Annotated in this window: 10 protein-coding genes; 5 read left to right on the top strand and 5 right to left on the bottom strand. The window is 48.9% G+C overall.

Features of this window, described 5'->3' with window-relative positions; all coding sequences use genetic code 11:
- Positions 1–55: 55 nt before the first annotated feature.
- Positions 56–2,641, top strand: a complete 2,586-nt coding sequence (locus CX664_RS26335) for a hypothetical protein (protein WP_180966445.1) — start codon at positions 56–58, stop codon at positions 2,639–2,641.
- A gap of 338 nt (positions 2,642–2,979) precedes the next feature.
- Here the strand turns inward: CX664_RS26335 and CX664_RS09895 are convergent, their stop codons facing one another.
- On the bottom strand, positions 2,980–3,444 hold the full coding sequence (locus CX664_RS09895) for a hypothetical protein (RefSeq protein ID WP_101746581.1): 465 nt from the start codon (positions 3,442–3,444) through the stop codon (positions 2,980–2,982).
- A 367-nt stretch (positions 3,445–3,811) separates the two neighbouring features.
- On the opposite strand from CX664_RS09895, the gene CX664_RS09890 reads away from it, so the two are divergent.
- The gene (locus CX664_RS09890; protein WP_101746580.1) at positions 3,812–4,771 is read left to right on the top strand and encodes a LysR family transcriptional regulator; all 960 of its coding nucleotides are present in this window, start codon (positions 3,812–3,814) and stop codon (positions 4,769–4,771) included.
- Between the two features lie 59 nt (positions 4,772–4,830).
- Here the strand turns inward: CX664_RS09890 and ilvM are convergent, their stop codons facing one another.
- Both ilvM and ilvG read right to left on the bottom strand, forming a co-directional pair.
- Positions 4,831–5,091 (bottom strand): acetolactate synthase 2 small subunit, encoded by a 261-nt coding sequence (gene ilvM, locus CX664_RS09885; protein ID WP_101746579.1) that lies wholly within the window; start codon positions 5,089–5,091, stop codon positions 4,831–4,833.
- Positions 5,088–6,743 carry an acetolactate synthase 2 catalytic subunit gene (gene ilvG / locus CX664_RS09880; protein WP_101746578.1) on the bottom strand — a complete coding sequence of 552 codons (1,656 nt, stop codon included), beginning with the start codon at positions 6,741–6,743 and terminating at the stop codon, positions 5,088–5,090. The genes ilvM and ilvG overlap by 4 nt, the downstream gene beginning before the upstream one ends.
- A 330-nt stretch (positions 6,744–7,073) precedes the next feature.
- Here ilvG and CX664_RS09875 point away from each other — a divergent pair, with 330 nt between their 5' ends.
- Entirely contained in the window at positions 7,074–8,846 is a 1,773-nt protein-coding gene (locus CX664_RS09875) for a SufS family cysteine desulfurase (protein WP_244910641.1), read from the top strand.
- Positions 8,847–8,856: 10 nt separating this feature from the next.
- Here the strand turns inward: CX664_RS09875 and tcdA are convergent, their stop codons facing one another.
- Positions 8,857–9,684 carry a tRNA cyclic N6-threonylcarbamoyladenosine(37) synthase TcdA gene (gene tcdA, locus CX664_RS09870; protein ID WP_101746577.1) on the bottom strand — a complete coding sequence of 276 codons (828 nt, stop codon included), beginning with the start codon at positions 9,682–9,684 and terminating at the stop codon, positions 8,857–8,859.
- A gap of 467 nt (positions 9,685–10,151) precedes the next feature.
- Between tcdA and CX664_RS09865 the strand changes: the two genes are divergently transcribed.
- Positions 10,152–12,977, top strand: a complete 2,826-nt coding sequence (locus tag CX664_RS09865; protein WP_145999928.1) for a hypothetical protein — start codon at positions 10,152–10,154, stop codon at positions 12,975–12,977.
- A 58-nt stretch (positions 12,978–13,035) separates the two neighbouring features.
- Here CX664_RS09865 and CX664_RS09860 read toward each other — a convergent pair whose 3' ends face one another.
- Positions 13,036–15,369, bottom strand: a complete 2,334-nt coding sequence (locus CX664_RS09860; protein WP_338063476.1) for a Lon protease family protein — start codon at positions 15,367–15,369, stop codon at positions 13,036–13,038.
- 462 nt (positions 15,370–15,831) lie between these two features.
- Between CX664_RS09860 and dacB the strand changes: the two genes are divergently transcribed.
- Complete coding sequence (gene dacB / locus CX664_RS09855) at positions 15,832–17,241, top strand: D-alanyl-D-alanine carboxypeptidase/D-alanyl-D-alanine endopeptidase (RefSeq protein WP_101746574.1); 1,410 nt, start codon at positions 15,832–15,834, stop codon at positions 17,239–17,241.
- Positions 17,242–17,745: the final 504 nt, after the last annotated feature.

Raw genomic sequence — 17,745 nt, 5'->3', positions numbered from 1 at the left:
AAAGCTGCCTGACTCATTGTGCAAGCCTGGCTGACCTCTCTAGTTGGATTTTATTATGATACCCGCTTCATTTGAAAATTCCCTTTCGACACACTATCCAGAACAGCAAGAAGAACAAACGGCCAGTCCTACGTTCCCCCTGGTGAACATTGATTCATCGGAATTAACATCAGCACCACAAGGTATCGAGCTGCATAGACGCTCCAAAATAGAAGTGGTTAACAAATTTCCCCTGCGATACCTGCTTACCAAACCTTATCGATTGGATTTACTTCTCAGTGACAATAATCGCAAGATTGATACCTGTCGCCGTGAATTTGCAAATTATGCTGATCAGAATAATCCGTTAGATACTTATCGTAGCAACAAATCCAGGTTCAGAGATCTGGAGTCCAAAACCAATGAAAATCTTCGGTTACCCATACTCAGGCATAATAACACAAGATACGAAGCGCTAAAGACCAGAGTTGGAGAGCAAACACAGAGAATAAATGCACTTCTGGAAGATAATTTAAAGTGTGCCATCCAATCATTTTCCAATATTGTTCCCTTGCTTGACTTCGTCGAATCAGAGTTGTCTGAGTTTATGGTATTGCCCAATACGTTCAGTTCGTTACAGGAATCATTAATAACGTTATTTGACAAGGGCCAGCACCCCGGTAATGCCGAGACTCTTCGGTTGATATACCTGCTTTACTGGCGGATCAATCAGGAATCAGTGCGGGAACATGGTGAGTCAGGTGCTCCACAGGGATTGAAGGAAATACTGAGTGTCATGGCCGTCAAGACTATGGGCTGTGATCTTGATTCACTCGATACTACGGAGTCATTAAAAAAATTCGTTGAAAATAATCACTGTTATATCAGCATTCTGTCAACTTCAGGGCACAAAGCACTTGTCCAGCATTTGATAAACAGAGTAGAGCGTTTACCAAAAGAGAAGGTACGTGCTGATTCACTATTTTTACTTAATGAAAAAATGGAAAGCCTTGTTAAAGATGATGAAAAAGCAATACTCAAAAAGGCATTTTCTGTACTGTGTGATGAGGCCCAAACATTAGTTGATAGTAAGGCGGCTTTTTACAGAGTAAATATCGCTGGACTAGGCCAGGATGAGGTAGCCGAAAGAATATTCAGCAAAATGCATGCATCTATTAACAACTTTGATGATGCTCTGGAGGCATTTAAGCAATTCAGTCAATTAAGCCCCAGTATTCGTAAGGAGTTCTTTGATGGCTTATATGAAAAAGTGATGTCCTGTGTTGTCAGTGCAGATCATTTTTATCAGCTCGCCTTGAACCCTGCTTTTGATAAAGATCATAGCAAGTTATGCCTGGAAGGTTTAGCAAAGTATCCATGCCATATTGAGCTTAAAAAACTTCATAAGAATCTAATTGAAAAGAAAATCTTCCAGCAGTTTGATAAAGCTGCTGAGAAATCAGTAAATGCTTTTATTGAAAATTGTCAGTCACAGATTCAGGGGATTGTTGAATTACACGAAACCGAGTACCAGAATCAATATTGCGAAACAATCCATGAGCCAATTAAGCTCTATGATGAAAAAATTATGGAGGCCAAGGCTGCATTTGAAGATGCTGATCGGTATTTCAGAGGTGTTATCGTCAGCAGTCGTGATGATAATTACATGAAAAAATTTCAAGAAAATTTAAAAAAAGCTATTCGGCTTGTCATAGAGGCTATGATCTTAGCGCCCAAAGACGAAATGAGGGATAAAGGTGAAAAACTGATCAACTCATATTTTGATAAAGCTCACAGGGCATGGGGTGGTTATAAAAAAATGATTCGTAAGCCAAGTGAAATAGTTGAAATCATTAATAAAATCAAAGATAGTCAAACTATAGAATGCAAATATCAGAATATAAAAACCACTGCTATTGGTAATCTCGAGACCCAGTTAAACTCTGAGGTGTCAAATAAATTATGCGAAATCCATGAAAATGTGAAACGGAAAAAGGAAGAACTAAGTCTCTCATTGCAGTTGTTCCACCAGCAACTTGACAGTTATTACTCTGACTTGACTCAAATTAAGCCCACCGAAAGATATTTTCTGGTAGACGGCTTTTGGATGCCGCATCTGTATGTTGCTTTATTCCTCACTCCGGAACGTACATTCAATACGGCTTATGGATCTGATTCTGGTGAATTGCGTGTAGATCTTCCTCCGTCTACGTGTACAGAAAATTTATCCATACCCGCTTCCAGCTTTTCAGGTGATATTGATGTTGGGGATTTTGCCCGCCTGCCACTTGATATAGGCGCAGGCTTATCATTAGACAACGTTGATCTCTTTTCTGAATTAGTCGTTTCTTCGCCAGACATTGGAGACGTTGTAGATGATGTTGCTGGTTTCGATTCAGGAGGTGGTCTCGGTATAAGTAGTCTCAGCATAAGTAGTCTCGATAGAGATGGGAACAGTGGAGGTGGGCACAGTAGAGGTGAGTACAGTGGTGGCTACAGTGGAGGTGGGTACAGTGGAGGTGGGTACAGTGAAGATGAGTACAGTGGAGGTGGTTACAGCGGAGGTGGGTACAGTGGAGGTGGGCACAGTCTAAGTGATTATGATGGAGGTGATCACGGTGGCGGCGGTTTTGGTGGAGGCGGTTTCGGTGGGGATGATTGATTGCTGAGGTGATTACAACGTAACCCTATAATACCCCTTACTTAGAGATCAATAGCTGTTTTAAGCGAACGGGTTCCGGAGTTTTTCAGGGAAATCGCTGATCAATTTGGCTGTACTGTACAAAAAACAACCAGAGTTTTGTGAGGCTTGAAAATAGTGCGGTGCAGTCAGTTATCCACAGGTCATTCAATGGTTTGATCAATGAATCTGTTGATGACTAAAGATTGAGCTATATAATCAGAAATAGTTATTCACTTTTATCCATCAAAAAATAAGCCCGGAACTTGCCGGGCTTATTTTTTCAAGTGTTAAGAGGGCAGGGTGAGACCGCTTCCTTATCAGTGACGGGTTTCACTGGCGGGGAGAATGTTGGGATGATCCAGCCAGTCTTCAGGGTTGTCATCAATGGTATCTATGGCTTCTGCTTCTTCAAGCTCTCCTCGTGTCGCCAGCACAGCCAGCTCTTTGGCAAATTTTTGCAACAGGTTAATAACATCATCACGATTACTGTTCAGGCTTTCATCGATTTCAATACTGAACAGAGGAGAGGCGTCATCCGCAAGCTCATCCTCTTCCTTGCGAACAAGGACCATGTGCAGGCCGGAAAACTCGTCATCACTGACTTCGGCCAGTTTAAAGGTAATAGACTGTGCTTCTCGAAGAATAGACAGCAGTTTCAGGGCTTCGGCAGCACTAAGATCTCCGGCATCTACACGGGCTTCAACGTACTCTCTGGCAGAAAGGCCAGAGGCAATGTAGTTATCTACCAGATCTTGAATACTCTTGTACTTGTTTTGGCTCATAGACCCTCCTGAAAGCTGTTTCAGCGGATGCCTGACCCGTTGTTTGTCAGGCGCCAAGGCCAGATTCACCAGAGCCACGGGGCGTTCTCAATTAGCCATGAGACCAGTACTTCAAACGTGTATTCAGACATGGCCATTTGCCTGATTGAGAATGTCCTCTGACACTGATTCCTGTTTCCAGTGTACCTGATTAGCGATGAATGTATAGGGAATAATACTGATGAAGTTAAAGTGGTATAACTATAGTCTCGTGGTCAAATTGGCCTGGGCTTTTACAGGTCAGCTGTTTTTTTCTCTCTGAGCTGATTGATCAGGCTCTTTTGTTTTAGATGGTGCTTTCAATCTTTGGGGTGCCTGTTAGCAAAGTATGAACTTGTACAGACTTAACCTGAACCTTTTGCCGGGCCTCAAGGCGTTACTCGATACTCAAAGTGTTTCCCTGGCTGCGAAGCAGATGCATGTTACCCAGTCCGCCATGAGCCGGACCCTGGCTCAGTTGCGTGAAGCACTGAATGATCCGATTCTGGTCAGGCAGGGCAACCGTATTTTTCTCTCCGAAAAAGCGCTGGCGTTGAAAGACGACGTGAACCGTGTGGTGACGGAAGCCAGCACCATATTTGAGAACCAGCAGTTTGATCCCTGGATTACCGAAAAAAACTTTACCATTGCCGGGACTTATATTGTTCTTGAGCAAATCCTGCCGCAAATCCTGCACCAGTTCTGGAAACAGGCACCGCATTTTAATTTTGAACTGTTACAGTTCAGCCCGCAGTTGGATAAAAAGCTGGAGGCCGGTCAGGTCGATCTGGTGCTTGGGTACGTTGGCAAGCCACCTGCCGGTTTCAGTTATGAGCTATTAATGGAGGATAGTATCTGTGCCCTGGTGCATGAGGATCATCCTCTCGTTGATCAGGAGGTGACCATTGAAGACCTTGAACAGTACCCGGTGATTCGCCACTCTTCGTGGATGGGAAGTCCTCATTTCATCAGGGACTACCTGGAAGGCCTCAGTGAGAATATCCGGGTGGTTGCGAAAACACCCAATCTGCCTATCGGTTTGCAGCTGGTAAAGGACACCCATCATATTCTGATCACAATGGAGAGAGCGGCTCGTTACAATACTTATGTCCAGGATATGACGATGAAAACCCTGCCCGGTAAACCTCCCAGAGTCAGCTACTACGTAGTGTGGCCGGAGTACTGGGAGCATAACCGGGCGCATCGCTGGTTCAGGGAGTTCATCATTAATCGTTTCCGTCTCAAGTTGAAAGAGATGGAACGACAGGAGGCTATTATCAATGGTGAAGTGGATGTGCTGACTCACTGAACTCGCCGGTAAGAGCATGATTCATCCGGCCAGCCTCCTGGCCAGGCTGGCCGGGTGTATCAATAGCTGCCGACATCAGTATTGGACGTTGTATCAATGCATCTCAGTGCCAGCACATCATGGAGTTTCTCAACCTGGGTCATCAGAAGATGCACAGGTCGTGAGCTGGAAACAGTCATGGATAACTCAATTTTGCCACCGCAGCGGGAAGGCGTCATGCTCATGGTGTTCACAGTAAAGCCCCGGTGTCTGATAACTCTGAGTATCCGCTCCACTACATCAGGTTGTTGATGGCATTGCAGGTATAACTGGAAGCTCATGAGTGTTGCTCCAACATTTCATGGTTAGCGGCTCCCGGTGGTACCAGGGGCCATACGTTTTCCATGGCATCAATGCGCACATGGAGCAACCATGGGCCACTCACACTCAACATCTCATCCAGGGCTGACGTTACCTCATTCCGATGGGTGATGGTTCTGCCACCAATACCAAAGGCCTTGGCCAGCGAAATAAAGTCCGGGTTATCGGAAAGATCGGTTTCGCTGTAACGGCCCTGATAAAACAGCGCCTGCCACTGGCGAACCATGCCCAGCTTCTGGTTATCCAGCAGGACTATTTTAATCGGCAGCTGTCTTCTTTTTATGGTGTTCAGCTCTTGAACATTCATCATAAATGAACCATCACCGGATACCAGAATAACGGTATCATCCGGCCGTGCCATGGCAGCACCGATGGCGGCGGGCAGACCAAAGCCCATGGTGCCCAGACCCCCACTGGTCAGGTGATTACGGGTGTGGTGAAAAGCCATATGCTGGGCAACCCACATTTGATGCTGCCCGACATCACAGCTGATAATGGCATTATTCGGCAGCTGTCGGGATAGCTGGTTGAGCATAAGGGGCGCATAAATCGCCTCACCGGGTTTGTCGTATCGCCATTGATGTTCTTCTTTGAGTCGCTGACAGTGGCCGGACCAATCGTTGATGGGTAAAGCGATGGACAGTTCTTTCAGTATCCAGGGCATGGGCTGATGAAAGACGACATGTGCCGCTCTGCGTTTGTGCACTTCAGCCGGATCAATGTCGATGTGGATAACTTTTGCATCAGGGGCAAACGTGTCCAGCTTGCCAGTCACCCGGTCATCGAAACGGGCACCCACAACAACCAATAAGTCACACAGTTGTACTGCCGTGTTCGCCGCCCGGTTGCCATGCATCCCCAGCATGCCAAGATAGGCCTCGTTGTCTGGAGGTACAGTACCAAGCCCTTTCAATGTGCAGACACTGGGCAGGCCGGTCATTTGCAGAAAATGGCGCAACGCTGGTGTGGCACCAGCCATATTCACACCACCACCGATATAGGCGATGGGGCGGGATGCTGAGCGCATAAGTTGCAGCGCTTGATCAACGCTGTTATGGGCTGCCTGATCAGGGTGAAAACTGTTCTCAATCAGGTCGAGTGGTGGCTGCCAACTGGCGGGAGCCTGTTGTATATCTTTGGGAATATCCACCAGGACAGGGCCCGGTCGTCCGGAATTGGCCAGAGTAAATGCCTGATGAAGGGTTTGGCAGAGCCGGTCCGGCTCTGTCACCAGGAAACTGTGCTTGGTGCAGGCCATGGAAAGCCCCAGCATATCAATCTCCTGAAAGGCATCGGTACCCATGGCACTGGTGGGTACCTGGCCGGTAATGGCAACAATGGGGACAGAGTCCATCATGGCATCTGCCAGGGCAGTGATCAGGTTGGTTGCGCCAGGGCCTGAGGTGGCAATACAGACACCGGTTCGCTGGCTTGAGCGGGCATAGCCAATAGCGGCGAAACCGGCTCCCTGCTCATGGCGGCAGAGCAGGTGCTCAACAGGGGCGTCAAGCAGGGTGTCATACACCGGCATAATGGTGCCGCCGGGGTAACCAAAAACGGTATCAACACCGTGGTGAACCAGGGTTTGGACGATTGCTTTAGCACCATTCATATCGATGATCCCCCGACTGCCAGATGTTGAGGGTAATAGCTGTAGATAGAATGACAGGCACGATAATGACAGATAGCACGATCAGGTTAAGCATGACTTTTCTCCTTTATCAGGTATAAAAAAACCCCCGGACCTTTCGGTGCGGGGGTTTTGTAACAGCTGTTTATTCAGCCCACAAAGCCACCCGCGGTGATAATAATCACCACGATAAGAATGACTGGTTGGTTCAGGGCTGAAGGCGTCATAGGTTTATCAGTTTTAAATGTTTAATGTACAGGTTTTATAGCACAGCATTATTTGCAGTGCCAGAAACTCAGAGGCATGATCACCATGAAGGTCACTATGAAAGGCCATGACGACACTCAATCCACTGTGCTGGATGTTGATAATCTCCGGCAGCAGTTTCCCCTGTTGTCACAGACCGTGCATGGCTATCCGCTGGTCTACCTGGACAATGCGGCAACCACACAGAAGCCGGTGTCAGTTATTGAGTCGCTAGACCGCTATTATCGGGAGCAGAATGCCAATGTGCATCGGGCAGCGCACTTCCTGAGTGCCTGCACGACCCATGGGTTTGAAGCCGCCAGAGAAACCACCCGCCACTTTATTAATGCCCGTTTTACGGAAGAGATTATCTGGACCCGGGGAGCGACTGAAGCCATCAATCTGGTGGCCAGCAGCTGGGGACGAAGCCAGCTGAAGGCTGGCGATGAGATTATCCTTAGCCGCCTTGAGCACCATGCCAATATCGTTCCCTGGCAACTGCTGACTGAAGTCACCGGGGCAACCATCAGGGTGGTTGAGCTGGATGATGCTGGCAATCTGGATATGCAACAGTTCCGGCAATTGCTGTCGGATAAGACCAGGCTGGTGGCAATGACCCATACCTCCAATGCCATTGGTACGATCACCCCCATTAAAGAGGTTATTGAGCTTGCCCATCATGCCGGTGCCCTGGTTCTGGTGGACGGTTCTCAGGCTGTTGCTCACCAGAAAGTGGATGTTCAGGCGCTAGGGGCGGACTTTTATGTGTTTTCCGGCCATAAGGTCTACGGTCCTACGGGTATCGGTGTGCTGTACGGGCGAAGGGAACTGTTGGAAAACATGCCTCCCTGGCAGGGCGGTGGTGAGATGATTGAGCATGTCAGCTTTTCCGGCACCCGCTTTAATCGCCTGCCGTTCAAATTTGAGGCAGGAACCCCCAATATTGCCGGTGCCATTGGTTTAGGCAAAGCACTGACGTTTTTAGCGGATATTGATGTTGCCGCCATGCAGGCCCATGAACATCAGCTGCGTCAACTGGTGGAGGAGGGATTAAGCCAGATAAGCGGTATCCGTCTGATTGGTCAGGCAGAGTGGAAAGCGCCCGTCGTGTCGTTTGTCTCCAGTGAGCATCATAATCAGGACATCGGGCTGATGCTTGACCAGCAGGGGATTGCCGTGAGAACCGGGCATCATTGTGCCATGCCCTTGATGGAGGGCCTGAACCTCAATGGAACGGTCAGAGCTTCTTTTGCGCTCTATAACACCATCGATGAAGCCAGGGCTTTTGTGGATGCCATGGACAAGCTCCACCATTCACCGCTGTATATTGCTCACCCTGAAATGAACAGTGATCAGGATGAAGAGCCGGGCAAGACGCAGGCAATGATCAGTGCAGCAACTGACCTGCCAGAGATCTTTGGTCAGCAGGCTCCGAACCTTGCCACGATAACAGAACGGTTGAATGGGCTTTCAGGCTGGCAGGAACGTTACCGCCAGATCATGCTGCTGGGCAAAGAGCTGCCTGTGCTGTCGGGGGAATGGAGAAGTGATGATGCACGACTTCATGGTTGCGAAAGCAGCGCCTGGCTGCATCATCACTATGACGATGAAACCATGCGCCTGTACTTTATCGCTGACTCCGATGCGAGAGTGATCCGGGGGCTGATAGCCATTGTTCTGGCGGTATTCTCAGGGAAAACACCGACAGAGATTGAACAGGAAGATATTGACCTGTGGTTCCGTGAGTTGGATCTGTTCAATCATTTAAGCCCATCCAGGGGCAATGGGCTTAAGGCGATTGTCAGGGAGATTCAGGCGGTTGCCCATCGTTATCGATAGCGCCAAGCGACTATTCAGGCAGTCTATTCTCGGACAGCCTCCTAGTTCTGGTCAACTTCTCAATAATTCGCGCAGCCGCAGCAAAACCGAAGGTCGCAGTCACTGCGGTGGCCGCGCCAAAACCACTGGCACAGTCCATTTTCATTGAGCCTTCACCGGTGGGTTTGGTCTGGCAGATGGTGCCATCAGCCTGTGGATAAACTGCCTGCTCGGTGGAAAACACACAGTCTACCCCAAACTTTCGTTTGGTATTCTTGCTGAAGCCATGACGGTCACGAAGCTGGTTGCGCACTTTTCTTGCCAGAGGATCGTGCCAGGTTTTGGTCAGATCGGTGATCTGAATCCGGGTTGGATCCATCTGTCCGCCAGCACCACCAGTGGTGATGATTTTGATTTTGTGACGTTTGCAGTGAGCGATCAGCGCCGCCTTAACCCGGAAGCTGTCGATGGCATCCAGCACATAGTCAAACTCGCTGGTGATCAGTTCCTGAAGATTATCTTCTGTAATAAAGTCTTCAATGGTCTGACACTGACACTCGGGGTTTATCCGGGTAATGCGTTCGGCAATCACCTCAACTTTTGAGCGGCCAATGGTGTCCGTAAGCGCATGCAATTGGCGATTGGTGTTGGTTATACAAATGTCGTCCAGATCGATCAGGGTGATGTTACCCACCGCCGTTCTGGCCAGGGCTTCTGCTGCCCAGGAGCCAACACCACCGATACCGATGACGCAGACATGGGATTGACGAAGCTGTTCAACAGCACGGTTGCCATACAAGCGGCGAATACCGCCGAACCGGTCATTGAAGCTGTTGCTGGGGGAAGAGGCTGCTGGCATTGGAAACGACTGAGATATAACATTAGCCGCCGATTATACAACCCAAAGTGGCATTGTTTTAATCAAATTTTGCCCTGCTTTGAATCTGAATGACCTGCCATCAATGGAACCTAATAATTATTTTGAGGTCAAACTGCGGTATTTATTGTCCAAGTGAGCGGGGCTTAACTCTGAAAGCAGCAACATCAACCCACCACCGCTCAGAGCCTGCTCGCCGCGCTGACCGGCAAGCCGGGCCAGGCGTGGTTCCTGACCGTGCCGGAACCGCATTTAATGGTAAAAGAGTCTCATATAATTGGCCCTATAGAAGCACAGCCAGCATCCGGGGTAGCGGCAAATCTATAGAGGATGCCTTTTGGAATAAAGAACCATTACATGGACGTCAAATCACCTCGGCTGATGTGCTTTCAGCCTTTGAAAAAGATACAACGTCCCTCAGAAGTGGGTTCTTCCTGCAAAAACTTTGCTTGCAGAACATACTGCTAAACAACAGAAAAGTTACCCCGGATGAGGTTATTCAAGAATTCAACCGAGATCCGGATCGACATTATAAATACAAATTAGCGATAGTGCGTTTCAAAGAGGAGTGTTGTCTGAGGGGGCTGCCGCTGAAGGGTCAGCAAGTCACAACGAATGCCGTGGTTCAGGGGTTTCAGTCAGTCAGGGCAATATTGGACCTGGCGCGCTTTAAGGAGTTATGTTGCCTGAGAGGCCTGGCGTTGAATGGCCAGCAGGTTACACCGAACGAGGTGGTTCAGGATTATCAGGCCGCCAGGGCAAACTTAGAGCTGGCGCGCTTCAAAGCGGAATGTTGTCTTAAAGGGGGGGTGGTGAATGGCCAGAGGATCCTTCCGGATGAGGTGGTTAAGGACTTTCCGGATAATCCGAGAGGCAAACTGGGGCTGGCCCGCTTCAAAGCGGACTGTTGCCTGAATGGCTTGGCGTTGAATGGCCAGCAGGTCACTGCGGATGAGGTGGTTAAGGATTTTCAGGCGGTGGGGGTATTTCTGGAATTAGCGCACTTTAAGGAACAGTGTTGCCTGAGGGGCCTGACGTTGAATGGCCGGGAGGTCACACCGGATGAGGTGGTTCAGGGTTTCCCGAATAGTCCGGAAGGCAAACTGGGGATAGCACGCTTTAAGGAAAAATGTTGCCTGAGGGGGCTGCTGTTGAAGGGGGGGCAAGTCACAACGGATGAGGTAGTGAAAGATTTTCAGGCCATCAGGGCAACACTGGAGCTGGTGCACTTTACGGAGCAATGTTGTCTGAAGGGTCTTGCCTTGAATGGCCACCAGATAACGCCATATACGGTGATTAAGGGTTTTCAGTTTATCGGGGCAACTCTGGAACTGGTCCACTTTAAAGCCGAGTGCTGCCTGAGAGGACTGGTGGTGAATGATCGGCAAGTTACACCGGCTGAGGTGGTTAAGGCTTTTCCGGAGAGTCCGGAAGGCAAGCTGGGGATAGCGCGCTTTAAGGAACAATGTTGCCTGAGGGGCTTGCTGTTGAATAACCAGCAGGTGACACCGGACGCCGTGATTAAGGATTTTCCCGATAGTCCGGAGGGCAAACTGGGCATAGCGCGTTTTAAGTCACAATGTTGCCTGACGGGGCTGCTGTTGAACGATCAGCAAGTCACACCGCAAGCAGTAATCAAGGACTATGAACGCGGTGGCTGGTGGCTCGAACGCGCTATTTTTTATGCCCAGCTGGCGCTGAATGCAAGAGAATTGAATGGCAGCCTTCTGGATAACCAGAAAGTATTGGAAGCATTTAATAAATTACCCGGGGATAATTCTTCAAGGCAAGTCAGGTATCTGATACAAAGGTTGAAACACCCCGAGCAATACCATGAAACCAATGAAGCCCGCGAGATACTTCAAACGGCCTGGCAAATCTTAAACAACGTATCAATCAAAGACGATGAGCAATATCGACTTCAATGTCTTTTGCAATTCATGGCTATGTACCATGAGCTGCCAATTGATGGTCAGAGAGTGTCAGCAGAACAGGTATATCGATCCCTCACACTGCTGCGGAGTTCCTTTCAGAATTCACGCCTGCATTTCTTCTTCCTGTCACACTGCCATATCACGAGACAGTCTGTTAATGGACGGCATATCCATAAGGGGCAGGTGCTGGAATGCCTGCAAAGTTTTCCGGCAGGAACCGCTTTGCGCCATGCTTTAGGCTTCTGGTTTGAACAAAGCATCTGTGAAGCCAATTTAATGGAAAATATACTCCACAACCTGAAAGCTGTCGTTCCTGCAAGATGGGACAGTGATGGTGTTTACCGATACGCAATCTCTGCCAGTCAACACAGCTCCGCCGCCGCGGCAGTTGCTGGCAGTGGGGCTCTGCAATCTTCGTCAAAACAATGGTTAAGTGTCGGCGAACCGGGGCTCCCCGACATTCAGTTTCCCCGGTTACATGCGCTAAAGCTGAAAGCATTGGAGATTATTGAGGAAGTTAATAGTTTGTATGCTGATCCACCCATCCTGATTACCGGTTCATACGCGCGCTTTTTACAGAACCGCTGCTCATTATTTATCGATATTGACATTCAATGCACGTCAGACGAGTCTGCCAGAAAACTCCTGGAAAAATTGCAGGCACTCAACACCGACAGTGATACAGACATTCCCCAAAGCATCGTCATTTGGGCAATTCCGGGGTGTCAGGCGACTAAGCAACCAAAAGTCTACAATGTTCATCTAAATTACGGTGATCTGGGTGCCAAATTAATGGGGCTTCACATCAGTGTTGATACCGGGGTGACCCATGAGAAGGCAGCACAAATGGCCGCTCCTGGTGTTGAGAGAACGTTCAGCGATTTGTCGTTTGCTGAACAAACCAGATCCCTGAACGATATGCTGGTATTCCTCGTTGATTACCTTGATCTGCTGACCGTGGAATTCCAAAAAGGAGCAGTATATGAATTACCTGAAACCCTTCTTTTTAATAACCCCAAAAACCCTGATGAGCGTATTTATGGCTTGCTTACCTGTGCTCTGATGTCCCTGAGTTACGCCAGGGAGTTTATTGCCCGGCACTCTTCTGGAGGCAAACCCGACTTACCGCCTGACTCGCTTCAAGAAGCATATCAACGCTTGCATACACTCACTGCAACTCTGCAAACGCAACTGAATAGCCACGCTTATCGTGATGATTTTGAGCAAATAGTGAAAGGCTTGCTACCGACAATTCAGACTGAAAGTGATGACGATATCGAACGGAAGGACTTGATCAAATTAGTGCTTGAAATGTTGCAGCTTCCCGGGGAGGCGCAATGAATCTTGCAATAAAAAAGCCAGACAACTGTCTGGCTTGACCGTGTATCAGTGTGTACGCTTAACTTTGGTTTTCTTTGGTCAGATCAGCGATTTCTTTCAGGCGTTCCAGTACTTTCTGGTTGATGGAGCCTTTTGGATAATTGCCTTTGCTGTTCATAACGCCCGGACGATGGCCGGTCAGCAGCTCAAGTGCCTCTTCAACATGAGAAACCGCATAAACATTAAACTTCTTGGCTTTTACCGCATCTACTACCTTGCTGTGCAGCATCAGGTTCCGAACGTTCGCCTGAGGGATGATTACCCCCTGCTCACCTGTCAGACCCCTGGCATTACAGAGATCAAAGAAACCTTCGATTTTCTCGTTAACACCACCAATGGCCTGAACTTCGCCGTGCTGGTTCATGGAGCCGGTGACGGCATAGCATTGCTTGATCGGAGTATTGGTCAATGCTGAGAGCAGACAGCAAAGCTCAGCCATAGAGGCGCTGTCGCCATCGATATAACCGTAGGATTGTTCCATCGCCAGACTGGCAGAAATCGCCAGTGGGAATTTTTGCGCATAACGGCTGCCAAGATAACCGGTGAGGATCATAACCCCTTTAGAGTGTATGGCCTGACCCAGGGCGACCTCCCGCTCAATATCCACAATACCCTGGCTGCCGGGATAAACCGCTGCGGTAATCCGGGCAGGAGAGCCAAAACAGGCATCTCCCACAGAGAGCACGGTTAAACCATTGATCTTACCAATCTGCTCACCGTCAGTATCAATCAGAATGCTGCCTTCCAGCATATCATCCAGAATCTGCTTACTGACCCGGCCAGTACGCTCGGCCTTAGCATCCAGCGCCCGGTCAATGTGCTCGTGGTTGATTTTACGGCCATTGCCGGTGCGTCGGATAAAATCAGCCTCGGCCAGCAAGTCGAAGAGTTCGCCGATTTTTGCCGACAGTTGAGTCTGGTTTTCGGTCATCCGGGAGCTTTGTTCGATCATCCGGGCAACCGCCGATGCAGACAGTGGTGGATAGTTTTCATCGTCTGCCCGGTTTTTCAGCAGCTGGGCAAACGCCTGAACGGTTTCAGGGGAGCGTGGCAGCTGGTCATCAAAGTCCACCAGTACCCGGAACATTTCGTGGAAATCCGGGTCGAGCTGCTGAAGGATGTAATAGATATCCCGGGAGCCAACCAGAATCACCTTCACATGCAGTGGAATAATTTCCGGGGTGAGGGTGATGGTGTTCATCAACCCCATCTCGGAGTAAGGGGATTCAATTTTCAACTGCCGCTCTTTCAGCGCCCGTTTCAGGGCTTCCCAGACGAAAGGCTCTTCCAGCAGCTTGTTGGCTTCCAGCAATAGATAACCACCATTGGCCTGGTGCAGAGAGCCGGGGCAGATCTGACGGAAGTTGGTTACCAGGGCTCCCATCTCACTGGCGTATTCGATGCGGCCAAAGAGGTTCTTGTAGTTGGGATGAGACTCATAAATAACCGGCGCAGCGGCATCGTTCTTATGGCCGACCACCAGGTTGGGGGCGTAGAGTTCTTCTAATGCTGATCGTTTGCTGGCATCTTCTTTGGACTCCATTGCCCGTTCATCCGCCAGGTATTCAATTACCGTTCTGTGCAGGTGCTGTTTGACGGCTTCCAGGTAATCCAGAACATTCTGCTCTTTGCTGTATTTTTTCAGCATAGGCTTCATCAGGGGAGCCAGAGCCTGGTCAATGGTGTCCTGATTCAGATCCTGCAACTTTTCGTTGGATTCCCGTTTCCACTGGGGCAGTTCCACCAGAGACTCATTGAGTTTGGTTTCCAGTTCACTGATATCGTTATTGAACTTTTCCCGCTTTTTATCCGGCAATTGCGCGAACTCGGTTTCATCCATCGCCTTACCGCTGGACATTGGCGTGAAGCTCAAGGCACCGGTATCCCGGTACAAGGCGATATCCCGCTTCAGCGCTTCCTGTTCAATTTGATCAATGGCCTGGTCATAACGTTTATTAAAGCTACGCTCAATGGCGCTTTTCTTTTGTTGATAAGTGGGGTTTTCAAACGCCGCCGGGAAGGTCATCAGCAGTTTATCAATAAAACTCTCAAAGTCCTTCTGCAGGTCACTGCCCAGACCGGCGGGTAACTTCAGGGCTTTCGGCTCACGGGGGTTATCAAAGTTATTGACATAGGCCCAGTCATCCGAGGAGCTCTGTCGCTTGGCTTCTGTTTCAAGGTATTTACGGAGGTAAGACATCCGGCCTGTTCCGGACTCGCCCATGACATAGATGTTATAGCCCGAGCGGTGCATGGCGACACCAAACTGAATCGCACTGGTAGCTCGCTCCTGACCCAGGATACCGACGTAATTTTCCAGCTCTTCTGTGGACTTGAAACCCAAATCCTTCACTGGTTGCTTAGCAATAAGCTGATTCGCTGTTAGTTTGAGTTTTTTCACAAGTCTTGCCATTTCCCGCAAATTGCTTACACCATAAGAGTGGAGTGAAGCTTTTGTTATATAAATGACGCTTTTTGAGCCATACTAGGAGGCTGACCGAGAATAGACTGCCCTACTGCGGTTGCGATAAATTGGTCTAAAAATTCCTGCTTCTTCGTCAAATAGCCCCGCTATTCTCCTCAGAATCAGAAATTTTTATCCTCAATTTCTCGCAATCCTCGCTACGGGGACGCCCAGTCGGGCGCTATTCTCGGACAGCCTCCTGGACATCCCGCTGAGCTCAAAACGAAACGTCAACAGGCCCTATGGTACTCTCATTAGAATGGTTTGTCGGCCTTGAGACCAGTGTGTTGAACTGAGAATCTATAAATTACACAGTGATTTTAGTGTGGTCAGAGGCTGCAGAGCTTTTTTATGAACGTCTGGAAAAAATGGCTGTCTATTACTTTTATAGCTTTTGGAATTAACCAGGGTTTTGCGTCCATCAATGATGACCTGGATCGACTGATCTCCACATTACCACCCGGGCATATTCATTCCATAAAAGTTATTGAAGCTGAAACCGGAAAGGTGCTGTTTGACCGGAACAGCCGCTTTAACTTGCTGCCAGCAAGCACGGTCAAAGCCATCACGGCTATCTCGGCTTATCGGGTGTTGGGAGAAGAGTATCGGTACCAAACCCGCTTGCTGGGTAACAAACCCCTGGCAGGGGCAAAGGAATATGCCGGAGACCTGGTGTTAACCTTTTCAGGCGACCCATCGCTGACCAGGCATGACCTTTCTGAGCTACTGGGAAAACTGATTAATAAAGGTGTAAAAGTAATACGCGGCAATATCTGGCTTGATGGTTCTATATATAGTGGTTATCCAAGAGCTGGTGGTGCAAGTTGGGATGACCATAATATCTGCTTTGCCGCGCCGGTCAGTGCCATGATACTGGATCGTAACTGTTTTTTTGGCTGGCTGGTGCCTTCTGGAACAGAGGGGCAGTTGTCAAAGATGGTTTACGATGAGCCACACTGGCAGCTCTCTGTTGATAATCGCATAGCGATTAGAAAACCTCAGGCCCATGAGCCAGACGGGTGTGTTCAGGAAGTGTGGCCATCATCAAACCATGAGTACCGCCTGGAAGGGTGTATTGCCCCTGATGCCAAACCCATGCGCATGGCATTTTCAGTGCGTGATCCGGAGCGGGCTGCCGCAAGGTTTGTTGAGTCTTTTTTGCAGGCAAACAACATCAGGCTTGAAGGCAGGGTTGTGGTTGAGAAACCACAGGGGGATTTTACCTGGCTTATGGCCAGTCATCATTCTGCGCCGGTGCCCGATCTTTTACAGCGAGTGCTGGATAAGTCAGACAACCTGTACGCTGATAGCCTGCTGAAAACCATAGGGTCGTCGGTAAAGGGTGAAAAGGGCTCTTACTCTTCAGGCACAGAGGCGGTTCTGGCTATGTTACGGGAAGAGGGCGTTGACTTGACCAGGGGGCGATTGGTGGATGGTTCAGGGTTGTCCCGATATAACATGCTCAGTGCTGATGACTTTACTGAAGTGTTGCAAACCGGTTGGAAAAGCTGGGGGGAGAATGCACCCTGGCTGGCCTCACGGGATGATGAGCGTAGCTGGCTAAAGACTGGTTATATGAGTGGGGTAAACAGTATGGTGGGTTATGCCTTTCCGGAAAATAACTCACCTTTGATATTCGCTGTACTGCTGAATGGGCTGAGACCTGTTCAGCCAGCGACGAATGAAGAGGTAAGAGCCTTTCATCATGAAATCAGGCTGTTCCACCGGGCATTTCTTGAGCGACTGACGGACACACAATAAAGAAGGCATCAGCTTGTTGGAGGGTTGTCGTATATTGTTCTGAAAATTAACGGATGAAGTATTGCCTTCGTCCGTTTTCTCTTTATAATACGCGGCTCTTCCCAAGGCATTCCCAAAAGATTGTCAGAGATCAGCAGAATAAATGTTCATTGCTGACCGGGAAGTGCGGTTTGAAAATGGGTTGTTTGGAGATGAACGAAAAACAACCGGTTGACAAATCAAGCTGGCGCGGTAATACGCGCCTCCGCTGACAGGGCTTCGGGCAACGTTAGCGAGTTGGAAAGCTTCTGAAAAATGATCGCTTGACAACGAAAGCCGCCACGGTAAGATAGGCGGCCTTGCTGATCGGCACTGACTGCTGAATCAGCGATTAAATCACCACGATTTAATCAGTTCTTTAACAAGATATCAGACAATTCGTGTGGGCGCTTGTGCGATTGCATCGGTTAATCAGCTTCGGCTGAAAACACTTTAAGATGCTTAATTGATCAAGCGAACATACCT

The organism is Endozoicomonas acroporae (assembly GCF_002864045.1).
Classification (GTDB): domain Bacteria; phylum Pseudomonadota; class Gammaproteobacteria; order Pseudomonadales; family Endozoicomonadaceae; genus Endozoicomonas; species Endozoicomonas acroporae.
Note: the sequence above shows the minus strand (reverse complement) of the source record. Positions and strands in the feature narration are given on the sequence as shown.